The organism is Sphingomonas sp. Ag1 (assembly GCF_000980895.1).
Taxonomy (GTDB): Bacteria; Pseudomonadota; Alphaproteobacteria; order Sphingomonadales; family Sphingomonadaceae; genus Sphingomonas; species Sphingomonas panaciterrae.
This window is the reverse complement of record NZ_LAZX01000094.1, coordinates 181,822-198,677: the sequence shown is the minus strand read 5'-3', so window position 1 is coordinate 198,677 and position 16,856 is coordinate 181,822. Positions and strand designations below refer to the sequence as shown.

The 16,856-nt window shown below is 66.0% G+C and carries 19 protein-coding genes; 7 read left to right on the top strand and 12 right to left on the bottom strand.

What is annotated here, in order from left to right; translation table 11 throughout:
* Positions 1–27: 27 nt before the first annotated feature.
* From XM50_RS13740 to XM50_RS13720, 5 genes are all read right to left on the bottom strand, one after another.
* Positions 28–1,824: an acyl-CoA dehydrogenase C-terminal domain-containing protein gene (locus XM50_RS13740; protein ID WP_046410292.1), complete on the bottom strand. Its 1,797-nt coding sequence runs from the start codon at positions 1,822–1,824 to the stop codon at positions 28–30.
* Positions 1,825–1,829: 5 nt separating this feature from the next.
* Positions 1,830–2,246 carry a MerR family transcriptional regulator gene (locus XM50_RS13735; protein WP_046410291.1) on the bottom strand — a complete coding sequence of 139 codons (417 nt, stop codon included), beginning with the start codon at positions 2,244–2,246 and terminating at the stop codon, positions 1,830–1,832.
* Positions 2,247–2,277: 31 nt separating this feature from the next.
* On the bottom strand, positions 2,278–2,778 hold the full coding sequence (locus tag XM50_RS13730) for a hypothetical protein (protein ID WP_052742577.1): 501 nt from the start codon (positions 2,776–2,778) through the stop codon (positions 2,278–2,280).
* The gene (hisI, locus tag XM50_RS13725; RefSeq protein WP_046410289.1) at positions 2,775–3,137 is read right to left on the bottom strand and encodes a phosphoribosyl-AMP cyclohydrolase; all 363 of its coding nucleotides are present in this window, start codon (positions 3,135–3,137) and stop codon (positions 2,775–2,777) included. Before hisI ends, XM50_RS13730 begins: the two co-directional genes overlap by 4 nt.
* A 64-nt stretch (positions 3,138–3,201) precedes the next feature.
* Positions 3,202–3,453 carry a DUF7218 family protein gene (locus tag XM50_RS13720; RefSeq protein WP_046410287.1) on the bottom strand — a complete coding sequence of 84 codons (252 nt, stop codon included), beginning with the start codon at positions 3,451–3,453 and terminating at the stop codon, positions 3,202–3,204.
* Positions 3,454–3,573: 120 nt separating this feature from the next.
* Between XM50_RS13720 and purF the strand changes: the two genes are divergently transcribed.
* Together purF and XM50_RS13710 are read left to right on the top strand one after the other, a co-directional pair.
* The gene (gene purF / locus XM50_RS13715; protein WP_046410285.1) at positions 3,574–5,031 is read left to right on the top strand and encodes an amidophosphoribosyltransferase; all 1,458 of its coding nucleotides are present in this window, start codon (positions 3,574–3,576) and stop codon (positions 5,029–5,031) included.
* Between the two features lie 94 nt (positions 5,032–5,125).
* Positions 5,126–5,836, top strand: coding sequence for an SDR family NAD(P)-dependent oxidoreductase (locus XM50_RS13710; RefSeq protein ID WP_046411677.1), 711 nt, complete (start codon positions 5,126–5,128; stop codon positions 5,834–5,836).
* A gap of 46 nt (positions 5,837–5,882) precedes the next feature.
* Here the strand turns inward: XM50_RS13710 and XM50_RS13705 are convergent, their stop codons facing one another.
* The gene (locus XM50_RS13705) at positions 5,883–6,392 is read right to left on the bottom strand and encodes a DUF1465 family protein (protein WP_443024668.1); all 510 of its coding nucleotides are present in this window, start codon (positions 6,390–6,392) and stop codon (positions 5,883–5,885) included.
* A gap of 34 nt (positions 6,393–6,426) precedes the next feature.
* On the bottom strand, positions 6,427–6,627 hold the full coding sequence (locus XM50_RS13700) for a YdcH family protein (protein ID WP_046410281.1): 201 nt from the start codon (positions 6,625–6,627) through the stop codon (positions 6,427–6,429).
* Positions 6,628–6,814: 187 nt separating this feature from the next.
* Here XM50_RS13700 and XM50_RS19765 point away from each other — a divergent pair, with 187 nt between their 5' ends.
* Positions 6,815–6,973 (top strand): DUF465 domain-containing protein, encoded by a 159-nt coding sequence (locus tag XM50_RS19765; RefSeq protein ID WP_082103074.1) that lies wholly within the window; start codon positions 6,815–6,817, stop codon positions 6,971–6,973.
* 48 nt (positions 6,974–7,021) lie between these two features.
* Here the strand turns inward: XM50_RS19765 and XM50_RS13695 are convergent, their stop codons facing one another.
* The 4 genes from XM50_RS13695 to XM50_RS13680 are packed head-to-tail and all read right to left on the bottom strand — an operon-like array spanning position 7,022 to position 9,892.
* Positions 7,022–8,431: a coniferyl aldehyde dehydrogenase gene (locus tag XM50_RS13695; protein ID WP_046410279.1), complete on the bottom strand. Its 1,410-nt coding sequence runs from the start codon at positions 8,429–8,431 to the stop codon at positions 7,022–7,024.
* A gap of 33 nt (positions 8,432–8,464) precedes the next feature.
* Complete coding sequence (locus XM50_RS13690) at positions 8,465–8,902, bottom strand: hypothetical protein (RefSeq protein ID WP_046410277.1); 438 nt, start codon at positions 8,900–8,902, stop codon at positions 8,465–8,467.
* On the bottom strand, positions 8,899–9,648 hold the full coding sequence (locus XM50_RS13685; protein ID WP_046410275.1) for a prepilin peptidase: 750 nt from the start codon (positions 9,646–9,648) through the stop codon (positions 8,899–8,901). The genes XM50_RS13690 and XM50_RS13685 overlap by 4 nt, the downstream gene beginning before the upstream one ends.
* Positions 9,641–9,892, bottom strand: a complete 252-nt coding sequence (locus XM50_RS13680) for a hypothetical protein (RefSeq protein WP_231621983.1) — start codon at positions 9,890–9,892, stop codon at positions 9,641–9,643. The genes XM50_RS13685 and XM50_RS13680 overlap by 8 nt, the downstream gene beginning before the upstream one ends.
* 91 nt (positions 9,893–9,983) lie before the next feature.
* Here XM50_RS13680 and XM50_RS13675 point away from each other — a divergent pair, with 91 nt between their 5' ends.
* From XM50_RS13675 to XM50_RS13660, 4 genes are all read left to right on the top strand, one after another.
* Entirely contained in the window at positions 9,984–11,168 is a 1,185-nt protein-coding gene (locus tag XM50_RS13675) for a thiolase family protein (protein WP_046410274.1), read from the top strand.
* Complete coding sequence (locus XM50_RS13670) at positions 11,134–11,928, top strand: polyphosphate kinase 2 (RefSeq protein ID WP_231621982.1); 795 nt, start codon at positions 11,134–11,136, stop codon at positions 11,926–11,928. The genes XM50_RS13675 and XM50_RS13670 overlap by 35 nt, the downstream gene beginning before the upstream one ends.
* A gap of 97 nt (positions 11,929–12,025) precedes the next feature.
* Positions 12,026–13,846 carry a flavin-containing monooxygenase gene (locus tag XM50_RS13665; protein WP_046410270.1) on the top strand — a complete coding sequence of 607 codons (1,821 nt, stop codon included), beginning with the start codon at positions 12,026–12,028 and terminating at the stop codon, positions 13,844–13,846.
* A gap of 145 nt (positions 13,847–13,991) precedes the next feature.
* Positions 13,992–15,116 (top strand): zinc-binding dehydrogenase, encoded by a 1,125-nt coding sequence (locus XM50_RS13660; RefSeq protein ID WP_046410268.1) that lies wholly within the window; start codon positions 13,992–13,994, stop codon positions 15,114–15,116.
* Between the two features lie 16 nt (positions 15,117–15,132).
* Here the strand turns inward: XM50_RS13660 and XM50_RS13655 are convergent, their stop codons facing one another.
* Positions 15,133–16,848, bottom strand: a complete 1,716-nt coding sequence (locus tag XM50_RS13655) for a glycogen debranching protein (RefSeq protein ID WP_046410266.1) — start codon at positions 16,846–16,848, stop codon at positions 15,133–15,135.
* Between the last annotated feature and the right edge of the window lie 8 nt (positions 16,849–16,856).

Genomic DNA, 16,856 nt, shown 5'->3' with positions numbered 1-16,856 from the left:
GACCTGCGCGACGGGGCCGATCGTCACTTACGCCGCGCGGAACATCTCGGGCGGCAGCGCCATCAGCGCCTCGGCGCCGCCCTCGATCTGGCGACGGTAGGAGCCCGCCTCCGGCAGCACGCGCTCGGCGAAGAAGCGTGCCGTCACCAGCTTCGCGTCGAGGAAGGCGGCGTCGCCCTGGCCGGCTTCCTTCAGCGCCGCAGCAGCCACCGCCATGCGCAGCCACATCAGGCCGACCGACACGACACCCAGCAGGTGCATGTAGGGCACCGCGCCCGCGCCGATGTTGTTCGGGTTGGAGATGTTCCCCATGAACCACATGGTCGCGGCCTGAAGCTCACCAAGCGCCTTTTCGAGCCGGGTGGCGAAATCGGCCGCCGGCCCACCCTTCGCCGCGGCACATTCCTCGGCCACGATCTTGAAGAACAACTGGATCGCACGGCCACCGTTCATCGCCAGCTTGCGACCGACGAGGTCCATCGCCTGAACGCCGTTGGTGCCTTCGTAGATCATCGCGATCCGCGCATCACGGACGTACTGCTCCATCCCCCATTCCTGGATGTAGCCGTGGCCGCCATAGACTTGCTGCGCGTCAGTCGCGATGGCATAGCCCTTGTCGGTGCCGACGCCCTTGATCACCGGGGTCAGCAGCCCGATGAGGTCAGCCGCCTCCTGCCGCGCGGCCTCATCCTCGGCGCTGTGCTCCAGATCGACCTGAAGCGCGCCCCACAGGCACAATGCCCGCAGGCCTTCGAGCCACGCCTTGCCGTTCATCAGCATCCGGCGAACGTCCGGGTGGACGAACAACGTGTCCGCCTTCTCATCAGGCTCGGCCGCGCCGGTCAGCGCGCGACCCTGGCGACGATCCTCGGCATATTGCACCGCATTCTGGTAGGCCGTCTCGCCGACCGCCAGGCCCTGAAGGCCAACGCCCAGCCGCGCTGCGTTCATCATGATGAACATCGCGGCAAGGCCCTTCATCTCCTCGCCGACCAGCCAGCCGGTCGCACCGTCATAGTTCAGCACGCAGGTCGCGTTGCCGTGGATGCCCATCTTGTGCTCGATCGAGCCGCAGGAGACCGCATTGCGCTCACCCAGCGAGCCGTCGTCGTTCACCAGCACCTTGGGCACCACGAACAGGCTGATGCCCTTCGAGCTGTCGGGCGCACCCGGCGTCTTGGCGAGAACGAGGTGGATGATGTTCTCGGTCAGGTCATGCTCGCCGGCCGAGATGAAGATCTTGGTGCCGGTGATCTTGTACGAACCGTCAGCCTGCGGCTCGGCGCGGGTGCGGATGAGGCCGAGATCAGTGCCGCACTGCGGCTCCGTCAGGTTCATGGTGCCTCCCCATTCGCCGGACACCATCTTGGGCAGGTACTTCTCCTGCTGCTCGGGCGAGCCTTTCGCTACCAGCGCCGCGATCGCGCCATGCGCCAGGCCCGGGTACATGGCGAACGCCATGTTGGAGGAGATCATATATTCCTGAAACGCGGTCGAGATGACGTGCGGCATCCCCTGCCCGCCGAACGCCTCTGGCGCGGACAGCGTGCCCCAGCCGGATTCGACGAACTGCTTGTACGCTTCCTTGAAGCCGGCGGGCGTCGTGACCGAACCGTCCTCATGCCGGGTGCAGCCTTCCTGATCGCCCGACTGGTTCAGCGGGAACAGCACTTCCGCGACGAAGCGGCCGCCCTCCTCCAGCACGGCATCCACCGTGTCGGGCGTGGCATTGGCAAAGCCCGGCACATTGGCATGGCGCGACAGACCCACGACATGTTCGAGAACGAAGCGGGTGTCGCGCACCGGCGGAGTATATTGCGGCATGAGGATCAGTCCTTCTGATCGGGTGTTTCAAGGAGGGAGACGAACTCGTCGAGCTCGGCAATGGCATCGTCGATGTCGCGCTTCTGCGCCGTCAGCGCCTCGATCCTGGCACGACAACGCTCGATGGTGACGTTGCGCTGCGTGTTGCGGCCGTCGCCGATGTCGTAAAGGTCGATCATCTCGCGGATCTCGGCCAGGCTGAATCCCACCCGCTTGCCGCGCAGGATCCAGGCGAGCCGCGCCCGGTCGCGATGCGAATAGATCCGCGCCGTGCCCCGGCGTTCGGGCGCGATCAGCCCCTCATCCTCGTAGAAGCGCAACGCTCGCGGCGTCACGCCGAACTCGGAGGCGAGGTCCGTGATGCTGAAATGCGTCCGATCCCCGCGGGGCGGGAGCGAACCGAAAAGGCCAGCGACCGACATGCCGCCGATCTATCTTCCGCTTACGTGAACGTCAATCGCATAGAGGGTTTCCGTCCGCGCCACGCATCGCGCGCGCTTCTGCCTCTGCAACGCTCAGCCGCGCAGTGTTGACCGCTGACAGGCTCGCCCGCCCGGTACATGATTGATTGCAGGCCGCCGGCGCCTCTGCTGGAAAGACGATCCGCTCCCCGTCGAACCGCGCATCGAGGCGGCAGCCGCCCCCGAAGTCGACCCGCAGCACCCCGTTCTCGCGGGCCACGCCGCGTGCGACGCAATGCTGCCGATCGCCATAATCGACGCTGACGCCAATGCTATATTCACCGTCCCTGGGCACGACGCAGACGCGATCCGTGGCCGAGGCGAATGCCCCGACGGGGTTGAGCGCGGCAGGATCGGACACGATCCCGCGTGCGATCGCCGTCGCCTCCAGCGCGGTTCCGGCGTCGTCAGACCGTTCGCGCGTTCCCGCTTGCTGCCCGCAGCCGGCGACCAGCGCCGCGCCTGCCAGTGCCGCCGCCGCGCGTCGGATCACTCGACCCGTTCCAGCCCGTCCGGCCCGATCCGGCGATAGAAGCACGACCGCGCGCCGGTGTGGCACGCCGGGCCAACCGGCTCGGCGATTATCCAGATCGCATCCTGGTCGCAGTCGATGCGCATCTCGCGAACGTTGAGGAAATTCCCCGACGTCTCGCCCTTCACCCACAAGGCCTGGCGGCTGCGCGACCAGAAGGTGGCCCTGCCGGTCGCGCGCGTGGCGGCGAGCGCATCGGCGTTCATGTGCGCGACCATCAACACCTCTCCCCTGCCCGCGGCAGTCACCACTGCCGTCACCAGCCCGGCGGCGTCATATCGGGGATCAAGCGTCAGGCCATTTTCGCGCGGATCAGTCATGACCGCGGCTGTAGCGCAGCCCGGCCGCCTTCTTCCAGCCCGCCCTTATTCGCCGCGATCCGGGCTATTTGTGGTTCCGCACCGCGTTGACCAGCTCGCGCTTGTTCATCTTGGATCGCCCCTCGATCCCGATCTTCTGCGCTTCGGCGTACAAATCCTCCTTGGAACGATCCTCCAGCCGGTCGCTGCGATGATCGAGCGAGCCGTTGGCGCGCGCATTGGCGATCCGCGCCGCCTTTTCCTTCGATTCGCCTTGCCGACGCAGATCCTCGTACAATTTGTCGTCCTTGATCTGCGATCCGTGGTTCTTGGCCATGGTGATTTCTCCTTGCGTCCGCTCACCGGCAGAAACCGGCGGACGCAATGATCGCTCCACCCCCATGACAAATCCGAGACACTCGCTATATGGACGGCGCACGACGCGAGCCCCCACGCCATGCTGACGACTAATCCTTTCGACGACGACCATCTGCACGAGGAGTGCGGCATCTTCGGAGTGTCCGGCTCCGATGGCGCCGCGGCGCTTGTCGCCCTCGGCCTTCACGCGCTCCAGCACCGTGGACAGGAGGCCGCCGGCATCACGTCCTTCGATGGCGCGCATTTCCACACCAAGAAGGCGATGGGTCACGTCGCCGGCAATTTCGACAGCGAGGCCGTGATCGGCTCGCTGCCCGGCAGCGTCGCGTGCGGCCACGTACGCTACTCGACCACGGGCGAGACCGCGCTACGCAATGTTCAGCCCCTGTATGCCGAGCTGGCGAGCGGTGGCTTCGCCGTCGCGCACAACGGCAACATTTCCAACGCGATGAAGCTGCGCCGCGAGCTGATTCGCCGCGGATCGATCTTCCAGTCGACCAGCGATACCGAAACGATCATTCACCTGGTCGCTACGTCCAACTACCGCACGCTGATGGATCGCTTCATCGACGCGCTGAAGCAGGTCGAGGGTGCCTATGCCCTGATCGTGATGACGCCGGAGGGCATGATCGCCTGCCGCGATCCGCTGGGCATCCGCCCGCTGGTGATGGGCAAGCTCAACGATTCGATCATCTTCGCCAGCGAAACCGTCGCGCTCGACGTGGTCGGCGCCGAATTCGTCCGCTCGGTGGAGCCGGGCGAGCTGGTGATCGTACAGGGTTCGGAAATGCGGTCGATCCGGCCGTTCGGCCCCGTCGCGCCGCGCCCCTGCATCTTCGAATGGGTCTATTTCTCGCGACCGGATTCGATCGTCGACGACCATTCGGTCTACTCGGTGCGCAAGGGCATCGGCCAACAGCTCGCGCTCGAAGCACCGGTCGAGGCTGATCTGGTGATTCCAGTGCCGGATTCGGGCGTGCCCGCGGCGATCGGCTATGCGCAGGAAAGCGGCATCCCGTTCGAACTCGGGATCATCCGTTCGCACTATGTCGGCCGCACCTTCATCCAGCCGGGTGACAAGGTCCGCCACCTTGGCGTGAAGCTGAAGCACAATGCCAACCGCGCCTTGATCCAGGGCAAGCGCGTCGTGCTGATCGACGATTCGATCGTGCGCGGCACGACCAGCCTGAAGATCGTGCAGATGATGCGCGAGGCTGGCGCGGCGGAGGTGCACATGCGCATTGCCAGCCCGCCGACGAAGCACAGCTGCTTCTACGGCGTCGACACGCCTGAGCGCGCCAAGCTGCTCGCAGCGACGCATGACCTGAAGGCGATGACCGACTTCATCCACGCCGACAGTCTGGCGTTCGTGTCGATCGACGGCCTGTACAAGGCACTCGGTCGCAGCGAGCGCGCGCAATTCCGGCCGGGCTATTGCGACGCGTGCTTCACGGGCGACTATCCGACCACGCTGACCGATCACGACGATACGGGCGCGGTGGATCAGTTCGCCATGCTGGAAGAGCGGGTGGCGTAAGGCGCCACTCCGCCGACCTTCGGCTTCACCTGCCAACACGGCACCTATGGAGTTGCGGGAGCGCTAATCCCGGGACTAATCCGGGATGATGAACGTGACCAAGCCTCTCGAGAACAAGCTCGCCCTCGTCACCGGCGCCAGCCGGGGTATCGGAGCCGCCACTGCCATCGCGCTTGCCGAAAAGGGCGCGCATGTCATCCTGACCGCACGGTCCGCCCCGGCGCTGGAAGAGGTCGAGCAGAAGATCTTCGACGCTGGCGGCTCGGCAACGATCGCGCCGCTCGATCTGGCGGCGAACGACGCCATTGCGCGGCTGGCGGTCGCGATCGGCGAACGCTGGTCGGCGCTCGATATCATGGTGCTGAACGCTGGCACGCTGGGAACGCTGGCGGCCGTGCCGTCGATCGATCCCAAGGAATTCGCCAACGTCCTGACGCTCAACGTCTCGGCGCAGGTCGCACTGATCCAGGCGTTCGATCCGATGCTGCGCCGCTCGTCGGGCGCACGCGTGATCGGCATCACCTCCTCAGTGGGTCGCAAGCCGCGCGCTTATTGGGGCGCTTATGGTGCGTCCAAGGCTGCGTTCGAGACACTGTTGGCCGCTTATGGCGACGAACTGGCCGAGATCAGCCGCGTGCGCACCGCCATCATCGATCCCGGCGCCACCCGCACGAAGATGCGCGCCCGCGCGTATCCCGGTGAGGATCCCGCATCGGTGAAGTCGCCCGAAGTGGTGGCCGCGCGTATAGCCGAATTGGCCGTGGATGGCTTTGAGACCGGCCACTGGGAACGCGTCGAAGGCTGATCCCGTCCCGTTCCGGCCCCGCACTTCGGGGCCGGATCCCCTCGCCTCAGAACGCCATCGCCAGCCGTTGGAACATCTGCCGCGCGGGGCTTTCCTCCGGCACCGTCATCCCCTGCGCCGCATCCAGCCGCGCCACCCGTCGATAAAGATCGATGCTGGTGTCGACCAACCGCTGCGCCTTCCGAGGCAGCGACGTGGCCACCATGGCGGATTCCTCTGCCGGTCCGATCAAGCGGCGTGCCGGATCGAGCGCCGCGCTGGGGCTCAGCTCGCCCGATAGCACCGCACGCTGCGTCAACAGCCAGGCGATGACATGCATCAGCCGCGTCGTGACCTTCAGCGATTCACAGCTGAAGGTCACGCGCGTGATCGGGTCCAGCGCCTCTCGATCGCCGCGCCCGCCATCATCGAAATAGCTGCGTGCATCGTCGGCCAGCACCATGGCTTCTACATACAAGGCGTCGATCAGGCGTCGGTAAACCGCGGAATCATGGTGGGCTGCGTGCATGGCCGAAACGTTACATCGGAGACGGGAACCGCGCGACAGCGTGATCATACGCGGCGCTGCGACCAGCGTCCCATTGCGACACTCAGGCGATGATGTCCGGGATCAGCTGGTCCTCGATCAACGCGATCTCGTCGCGCAGTCGCAGCTTCCGCTTCTTCAACCGCGCAAGCTGCAACTGGTCGGCCGCGCCGTCCCTGCCCAGGGCGCCAATCGCCGCGTCCAGATCGCGATGTTCGGTGCGCAGCGCGCCGAGTCGCGCAATCAGCTGGCCATCATCCGTCACGTCGCCCTCCCTCCGGCGATGCCGCTGTAGCAGAGCCCGTGCGGGGGTTGGTGGGAAAACTCGTTGCAAAAGCGTGACATCGCACAGGGGGTTCGATCGACCGCAGATCGGGCAATTTCCGATGAGACAATCGCCCGTTCGCGTGTTTTACTTTCTGCCCCCGCAACTAAAGCAAGGAGATTCCTGTATGCAGACCGCGCATCGTTCGGCTCTGGAGGCCAAGCATGCCACGCTGGATCAGCGCATCAGTGAAGAAACCCATCGGCCCATGCCCGATGCAATGCTCATCGCGGATTTGAAGAAAAAGAAGCTGCGCCTGAAGGAGGAAATCGTGCAGGCGCATTGACGCAAATCCATGGTGTGGCGCGCGGGGATGGCCCCGCACGCCGCGCCCTCACCCGCCCATCTGCCGCGCCACCGCCTTGCGCGTGGCATCACCATAAGGCGGCTTCAGACCGGCAATCTTCGCCACATCCAGCTTGGACTGCTGATACACCGCCTTCGCATGGCTGAAGGTGCGGAACCCATCCAGGCCGTGATACGACCCCATCCCTGACGGACCGACCCCGCCGAACGGCAGGTCCTCCATCGACACATGGAAGATGACATCGTCGATCGTCACCCCGCCGGAGATGGTGCGATCCAGCACGCGGCGGCGCTCCGCCTCGTCTTTGCCGAAATAATAGAGGCCCAGTGGTCGGTCGCGCCGGTTCACCTCCCCAATCGCCGCGTCAATCCCGTCATAGCGGCGCACGGGCAGGATCGGGCCGAAGATCTCCTCCTGCATCAACGTCATGTCGTCGGTCACGTCGCGCACGATATGGAGCGGCATCTTGCGGCTGTTAGTGCTGCCGAAATCCTCGCCGGCGGGATTCACCACGTCGACCGTCGCGCCCTTCGCCCGTGCGTCCTCAACCCATTGGTTGAGCCGCTCGTAATGGCGATCGTTCACCACGCTGGTGTAATCCGGATTGGACAGGAGCGTCGGGTACATGGCGCTGGCCGCGGTGCGGATCCCGTCGACCACCGCGCTTTCCTGCGCCGACGGCACCAGCAGATAATCCGGCGCGAGGCAGATCTGCCCGGCGTTCAGCATCTTGCCCAGGGCGACACGCTCGCTGACCTGCTTCAGATCGGCGTCCTTGCCGACGATCACCGGGGACTTGCCGCCAAGCTCCAGCGTGACCGGCGTCAGATTGTCCGCGGCCGCGTGCAGGATGTGCCGCCCGATGCCCGTCGCGCCGGTGAAGATCAGGTGATCGAACGGAAGCTCGGCAAAGGCCTGGCCCACGTCCGGCCCGCCGGAGACGAAGGCCAGTTCGGTCGGGTCGAAATACCGGCCGACGATCTCCTCGAACAGGGCAGCGGTGACGGGCGTATATTCGCTCGTCTTGACCATCGCGCGATTGCCCGCGGCGAACACCCCGGCCAACGGCGACATCACCAGGTTCACCGGGAAATTCCACGGCGCGATCACGCCGACCACGCCCTTGGGCTGATATTCCACCCAGGCCTTGGCCCCCAGCAGGCCGAGCGGGAACTGGACCGGCCGCTTCTCGGGTCGCGCCCATTTCTCGAGGTTCTTCAGCGCGTGATGGATAGGGCTGATCGACCCGCCAATGTCGGTGATCATCGATTGTTCGCGGCTGCGGTGGCCGAAATCCTCGCTCAGCGCGTCGCAGAAGCGGTCCGCATGGTCGCGGATCATCGCCGCGGCGCGCTTCAACCGGTCCTTCCGGACGGAGATCGGCTCCGGCAGCGCGGCCATGAAGCTGTCGCGTTGGGCGCTGAGTATGTCCTTCATCTATCCTCTCCCCGTTTCTTTTGTCTTCGTCGGTCAGGTGGCCGCGCATCCTATCAGGCCCGCCACCGGCAGGATCACGGTATCGTGACCGGTCCGGTCGATACGCAAGGTACCGCCGTCCACCACTGCTCCTTGTGACAGGTCGCGGCGTGTCTGCACGGCAAGGTCGAGCGTCGCGGTCACGTCCGCGCTCTGATACGTCGTCGTCGTCGCAAAACCGAAGCCGGCGCTCCCGGTCTGGTTCTGCCGCGCATAATCGGCAACGCGGCCGTCCAGCGCCAGCCGCAAGGTGCCAGGCGCCGCACTGGCCATGCCGACCAACGCACGGCCCTGCCCGGCCGTGAAGAGATAGGCAGCACACCCCTGCGTCGGCAGCGACTGGGGCGGCAGCGCCGCCAGCGGCAGCCCGGCGATCGGCACCGGCGTCCTGGGCGGATCGGCCGCGGCGAGGGCAAGAAGCAACGCGATCATGGCCCGAGGTGTACCATGAGCAACAGCGCCGGGTAAGCCGCGAGCGCAAGATACGCGCCGAACGGCAGCGCGTCGTCGCGCGCCACCGCCCGTCCGGTCGTCATCCGCCAGGCGACAATTCCAAGCCCGATCAGTGCGGCGAGCAGCAGCACGGGCGGAAGCATCCGCCAGCCGAGCCACAGCCCGATGGCACCGAACAATTTGGGGTCAGCGCCGCCCAGCCCCTCCACCCCGCGAACCCGATGATACAGGAATCCGATCAGCCACAGCGACGTAAAGCCGGCGACCCCGCCGATGATCCGCTCCACCAGGGGCGGCGGCAGGAAAAACGACGCGATCAGCCCCAAAGCGGCGATGACCATCGGCAGCGGATCGGGAATCCAGAATTCGGTCGCATCCAGCGCGACGACGAGCACCAGCAGCCACCCGAACCCCGCGATCAGCAGCGCCGGCGCACCGCTTGCGACCAGTCCGGCGAGGAAGCCTGCCACGGCACATCCCGCCTCCACCTGCCAATGCAGCGCCGGGATCGTCGCGCCACAGCAACGCGCCCGCCCCCGCAAGCCGACGAAGCTGAGGAGCGGCACCAGATCCACGGCGGAGAGCGGCCGGCCGCAGCCATCGCACATCGATCGCCCGGACAAGGCGGATTGCCCCGCGGGCCAGCGCAGGGCGACGGTCGCCAGAAAGCTACCGAGGATCGCGCCAAGCGTGGCGAGCGCTACCGGCCAGAGAAGATCAGACACCCTTCTTGCGTATCAGATATCGATAGACCCCGAACAGATTGATGCCGAACAGCACGATGTTCTGCGTCCCCAGTGCCCAGTCCTCGGTCAGCAGCGCGCCAGTGACCCAGCAGACCGACGATCCGACGAACAGGACAAAGCCCCAGCCCGTCACGCGGCGCCCCAGATCCAGCGAAACCATGAAGGCGGCAACCATTCCGCTGATTGCGGCGGCCCATTTCAATACGTCGATCCAGCTCTCCATCGCCGCCCAACGCGCTGGCTTGCCCTTTGTATTCGCCTGCAACTGACACTAGATCGAACCCAATACGATTTTGTCCCGGAGCTTCATTTCCATGACCACCGATCCCGTCGTCATCCTCTCCTACGCCCGCACGCCAATGGGCGGCATGCAGGGGGCATTGGCCGACGTCTCCGCCACCGATCTGGGCGCGACGGCCGTGAAGGCGGCGGTGGAACGTGCCGGTGTCGATGGCGCGGCGGTGGACCGCATCTACATGGGCTGCGTCCTCCCGGCCGGTCTCGGTCAGGCACCGGCGCGTCAGGCGGCGATCAAGGCGGGCCTGCCCAAATCGGTGCAGGCGACCACCGTCAACAAGGTGTGCGGTTCGGGCATGCAGACGGTGATCATGGGCGCGGAGGCGATCGCAGCCGGATCGGCGGACGTGATCGTCGCCGGCGGCATGGAGAGCATGACCAACGCCCCCTACATCCTTCAGAAGCACCGCTCGGGCTCCCGGATCGGTCACGACACGGCCTACGACCATATGTTCCTGGATGGTCTGGAGGACGCCTATGAGGCCGGCCGCGCGATGGGCACCTTCGCGCAGGATACCGCCAACGAATATCAGCTCACCCGTCAGGCACAGGACGATTATTCGATCGAATCGCTGCGCCGCGCACAGGCCGCCATCCAGTCGGGGGCGTTTGCTGACGAAATCGTGCCGGTGACGGTCTCTACCCGCAAGGGCGACGTCGTGGTGGACACCGACGAGCAGCCCGGCCGCGGCATGCCCGACAAGATCCCGACGCTGCGCCCCGCGTTTGCCAAGGATGGGACGATCACGGCAGCTACCAGCTCCTCGATCTCCGATGGCGCCGCCGCTCTGGTCCTCACTCGCGAAAGCGTCGCCAAGGCCAATGGCCAGACGCCGATCGCGCGCATCGTCGCCCATGCCGCCCACGCGCAGGAGCCTGCAGCCTTCACCACCGCTCCCGTCGGCGCCATCGAGAAGCTGCTGAAGAAGGCTGGCTGGACGATCGATGAGGTCGATCTGTTCGAAATCAACGAGGCTTTCGCCTGCGTCGCGATGTTCGCGATGAAGGACCTCGGCATCCCGCATGACAAGATCAACGTGAACGGCGGCGCCACCGCGCTCGGCCACCCGATCGGCGCGTCCGGCGCGCGGATCATCACCACCTTGGTCGCGGCGCTGAAGAACCAGGGCAAGAAGCGCGGCGTGGCCAGCCTGTGCATCGGCGGCGGTGAAGCCACCGCCCTCGCCGTCGAGCTGGTCTGAGGCGATGGGAGCGGACCACGATCAGGAGGATCACGACCTCCAGGTGGCGCTGGTCCGCTACCAGCAATGGACGGCACAATCCGGCGAGCGCGCGCTCGTCATCCTGGAGGGGCGCGACACCGCCGGAAAGGACGGGGCGATCCGCCGGATCACCCGCCATCTGGCGGTGCGCCACACCCGCGTCGTCGCCTTGCCAAAGCCGACGGCGCAGGAACGCTCGCAATGGTATTTCCAGCGCTATGTCGAACATCTGCCCGCCGCCGGCGAGCTCGTGATCTTCAATCGCAGCTGGTACAATCGCGCGGGCGTCGAGGTGGTCAACCATTTCTCCACGCCGGAGGAGCAGGCGCGCTTCTTGGAGGATGTCCCCGCCTTTGAGGCCATGCTGATCGGGTCGGGCATCCGGATGGTGAAGCTCTGGCTCGACATCTCGCGTGATGAGCAGGCCAAGCGCCTGAATTCACGCCGCAGCGATCCGCTGAAGGCGCTCAAGATCTCCGATCTCGACAAAATCGCGGTCAAGGAATGGGACGGCTACACCACCGCCCGCGATACGATGCTGACGCGTACCAGCACCCCGCTCGCCCCCTGGGTGTGCGTGCGCGCCGATCACAAGAAGCCCGCCCGCCGCGCGATCATCCAGCATCTGCTGCACGAACTGGCGCCGCCCTCGATCACCAAGGATGTGAACAAGCCCGATCCCGACACGCTCTTCCCGTTTGAAGCCAGCGCGATCGGCGACGGGCGGCTCGAACGCTGATCGGCTCACAGTCGCAACTTTAGTTTGCTTGCACTCTACACCTCTGCCTCGCACTAAGTCATAATGCGTTCCAAGAAAATGGGACGAGGAGAGGCAGATGACACTCGAGTCGCAGGCGATCCACGCCGCGCCCGATGCCGGGTTTGATTTCGATCCGGCGGCGCTGAAGGCGAAGTATCTGGCCGAGCGCGACAAGCGCCTGCGCGCCGACGCGAACGAACAATATGTCGAGATGACCGGCGCCTTCGCCCGCTACCTCGAGGATCCCTATATCGATCAGCCGATCGCGCGGTCACCGCTTGCTGATGAAAAGGACGTGGTGGTCATCGGCGGCGGCTTTGGCGGCCTGCTGGCCGGCGCGAAGCTGCGCGAGGCGGGGATCGAAGATGTGCGCATCATCGAAAAGGGCGGTGAGTTCGGCGGCACCTGGTACTGGAACCGCTATCCCGGCGCGGCGTGCGACATCGAAAGCTATGTCTACCTTCCGCTGCTCGAGGAAACCGGCTTCATCCCTGAGCGCAAATACAGCCAGGGACCGGAAATCCGCGCGTACTCGCGTCGCATCGCAGAGCGGTTCGACCTGTATCGCGACGTCCTGTTCCAGACCGAGGTAACCGACCTCAGCTGGAATGAGGAAACCCGCCGCTGGATCATTTCCACCAATCGCGGCGACGCGATCCGCGCCCGCTTCGTCATCATGGCGAACGGCCCGCTGCACCGCCCCAAGCTGCCCGGCATCCCGGGCATCGAGGAATTTGAAGGGCACACCTTCCACACCAGCCGTTGGGATTATGATTATACCGGCGGCGACCAGAATGGCGGGCTCGACAAGCTGGGCGACAAGGTCGTCGGGATCATCGGCACTGGCGCCACCGCGGTGCAATGCGTCCCGCATCTCGGCGCGACCGCCAAGCAATTGTTCGTGTTCCAGCGCACGCCCTCCTCGATCGACGTCCGCGGCGACCGGCCGACCGACCCACAATGGGCGCAGTCACTGACGCCCGGCTGGCACCAGCAGCGCATGGAGAATTTCAACACGCTCGTCTCGGGCGGCTGGGCGGAGGAGGATCTGGTCAACGACGGCTGGACCGACATCATCCGCAATCTAGGCGTCATCGCGCGGATGAAGGCGGCCAGGTCGGGCGCGCAAAACCCGGATGAGCTGGTGCAGCTTGCCGATTTCCAGAAGATGGAATCCATCCGCGCGCGCGTGGACGAGGTCGTGCAGGACGAGGCGACGGCCGAGGCGCTGAAGCCCTGGTACAATCAGTTCTGCAAGCGCCCTTGCTTCCACGACGATTATCTGGCGACCTTCAACCGGCCCAACGTCTCCTTGATCGACACCCAGGGCAAGGGGGTGGAGCGGATTACAAAGAACGGCGTCGTCGTCGCCGGGACGGAATATAAGCTCGACTGCCTGATCTTCGGCACCGGCTTTGAAGTCGGCACCAGCTATGCACGCCGCGCCGGCTATGACGTGCACGGCACCGGCGGGCAGTCGCTCGAACAGAAATGGGCCGACGGCGGCCGCACGCTGCACGGCATGACCGTCAACGGCTTTCCCAACATGTTCATCTTCTCGGTGATCCAGTCGGGCTTCACCGCCAATTACCCGCACGCCCTGCTGGAACAGGCGGGCCACGCAGCGCACATCATCGGCGAGGCGATGCGCGCGCAGACGTCGCGGGTCGAGGCGACCGCGGAGGCAGAGGAGGCGTGGACTAATGAAATCCTCGCCTCCGTGCTCGACCGGCGCAAGTTCCTCGAGGAATGCACGCCAGGCTATTACAACGGCGAGGGTCAGCTCAGCCCCAAGGCCGCCAGCTTCTCCAGCTATGGCAAGGGGCCGGTCGCCTTCTTCAACACGATTAAGGCGTGGCGGGACGCGGGTAACATGAAGGGCCTGACGCTGGCCTGACGGGCAACCCAGCCGCACGGCACTACCTAACAACTTGCCGGGGAGCGCCGCCGCGCTCTCCCCGGCCAGCCCTTCCTTTTCCCAACAACCCTCGACACGCACGGCTTAGTTGCGCACAGCTGTTCGGCAAACGAGAGGAAGTTGGATGACTGATCTGCCTGAAACGTATCGCCGGCTGGTTTCGACCGTCACGCCCGAGGGCCAGGTTCGCCTGTCGCTGCAAAGCATCCCGATGCCGACGCCTGGTGACGATGAAGTGGTCATCCGCGTTGAAGCATCTCCGATCAACCCGTCCGATCTCGGCGTGTTGCTCGCCCTGACCGAGGGCGATGCGTTCAGCCGGGATGGCGACGCGGCGGTCGCCCCGCTCTCCCCGCCGGTGCAGCGTGCGTTGTCGGCCCGCAAGGGCATTGACCTGCCCGTCGGTAACGAGGGCGCCGGCGTCGTTGTCGCGGCCGGCAGCTCGGCCGACGCGCAGGCATTGATCGGCAAGACCGTCGCGCTCGCCGGCGGCGGCTTCTATGCCGAGTACCGCAAGGTGCGCGCTGCCGACTGCATGACCGTGCCGGAAGGGACCACCGCCGAGGAGGCCGCCTCCTCCTACGTCAACCCGCTCACCGCGGTCGGCATGGTCGGCACGATGAAGCGCGAAGGCTATCAGGGCCTCGTCCACACCGCCGCCGCGTCGAACCTCGGCCAGATGCTGGTCAAATTGTGCGAGGCGGATGGCGTGCCGCTGGTCAACATCGTGCGCAGCGAGACGCAGGCCAAGCTGCTGCGCGATCTTGGCGCGGAGCATGTCGTCGACATGACGGCCGACGATTTCATGCCCAAGCTGATCGACGCCATCGCCGCGACCAACGCGTTCCTCGCGTTCGACGCCGTTGGCGGCGGGAAGCTCGCCGGCCAGATCCTCGCCGCGATGGAGCAGGCTGCGCTCCGCACCCAGCGCGCCGACGGCCCTTATGGCTCGCGCCAGATGAAGCAGGTGTACCTCTATGGCGGCCTGTCGTCGGCGCCGACCGAGTTCAACCGCGGCTTCGGCATGCGCTGGCGCATGGGCGGCTGGTTGCTGACCTATTTCCTCGAGGATGTGGGCGCGACCGAGGCAAAGGCACTTCGCGAACGCGTCTCACGCGAGCTGAAGACCACCTTCGCCAGCAAATATACGCAGCGTATCCCGCTTGCCGGTGTGCTCGACCCGGCGAACATCGCTGCCTACGGCAAGCGCGCGACGGGCGAGAAGTATCTCGTCACGCCGCAGGCCTGATCAGGCCCGCCGGCGCTCAGCCGGTGAAACGAACGGCGCGGGCATCACGGTCGATCCGGATGCCCGCCCCTTCCGGCAGCGTCATCACGAAACCTGCCGCCTCGTGCCAGTCCGCCGGCGCCATCGCCCCGCCATCCAGTCGCTGCCAGCGCAGGTCATGCCGGATTGCGGGATCGGCCAGTTCGGGGTGCGCCGCACGCCATTCGGCTAGCTGCGCGACATAGTCCTCCAGCTCGCCGTCCCGCGCCGACCAGTCGAGCCAGACGATGTGATTATCCTGCGCATAGGCGTTGTTGTTGCCGCCCTGCGTCCGCCCGAATTCGTCGCCCGCAGTCAGCATGATCGTCCCGCGCGCGGCAAACAGCGTGGCGAGCAGCGCCTTCGCATCCCGCCGCCGGGCCTCGACACTTCCCGCATCCCAGCTCACCTCGTCGCGGTGACCATCCTGATTATCCTCGCCATTGGCATGGTTGCGCCGCTCGACGAAACTCACGACGTCTCGCAGCGTGAAGCCGTCATGCGCGGCGACGAAATTGACGCTGCGCGTGGCATGGTGGCCAAAGATATCGGTTGATCCCGCAAGCCGCGTGGCGAGCACACCGGCACCATCATCGCCGCGCCAGAACCGCCGCACATCGTCGCGAAAGCGGTCGTTCCACTCCAGCCACCGCTCGGGAAACTGGCCCAGCTGGTATCCGCCAGGCCCGACATCCCAGGGCTCGGCGATCATAATATGATCGGCCAGCAGCGGATCGTCGGCGATCGCGGCAAAGATCGGCGCGTGGGGGTCAAACCCCGGCGACCTGGCCATCACGGGCGCCAGGTCGAAGCGAAATCCGTCGACCCCGGCGCCGGCCACGAAATGGCGCAGCGTGTCGAGCGTCAGGTCGCGCACCGGCGGGTATCCAAAATCGAGCGTGTTGCCGGTACCGGCATCGTTGATCAGCGTGCCGTCGGGCGCACGGGCGTAACAACGATCGTCCAGCCCGCGCAGCGACAGGGTCGCTCCCTCAACGTCGCTCTCCCCGGTGTGATTGAACACAAGGTCCAGGATCGTCCCGATCCCATTGGCGCGCAGAACCGCGACCGTGCGGCGCAGCTCCGCCATCCCGCCGGGGCATAGCCGCGGGTCAAGCGCCATCGGCACGACCGGATTATACCCCCAGGCGTTGCTCAGCGCGAGCGGCGGCAGATGCCGTTCGTCAATCCACGCGACGATCGGCATCAGCTCGACTGCCCCGACGCGCAGCTTGCGCAGATGCGCCAGCACCGCCGGATGCGTCAGCGCCCCCACCGTGCCGCGCTGCCCCGCCGGCACGTCCGGATGACGCATGGTGAAGGCGCGGACGTTGATCTCGTAGATCAGCTGCCCGGGACGGAAGACCGGCGGCGCGGGCGCCAGCGGCGGCAGCACCGCCGCGATGATCGCCTTGGGCACGAGCGCCGCCGTATCGACGCCCCGCTCGCCAAGCCGGGGATCATGGACGAACGGTCGGTCAAGCTCGGTCGCGCGCGGGTCGACCAGCAGCTTGGCCGCATCGAACGGCGGCGCCCCGCCGGCACGATAGCCGTAGCGGGTGCCAACCGGCACGGGCAGGTCGAGCACCCATGTCTCCCCGTCCCGCTCCATCGGGTAGCGGGTTTCCGCACCCGCCGCGTCGAACAGGCACAGCCACACGGCCCCGGCGGCCGGCGATCGCACGCGGAAACAGTGCGGCGTCTTCTCCGGCATGGCTTGGC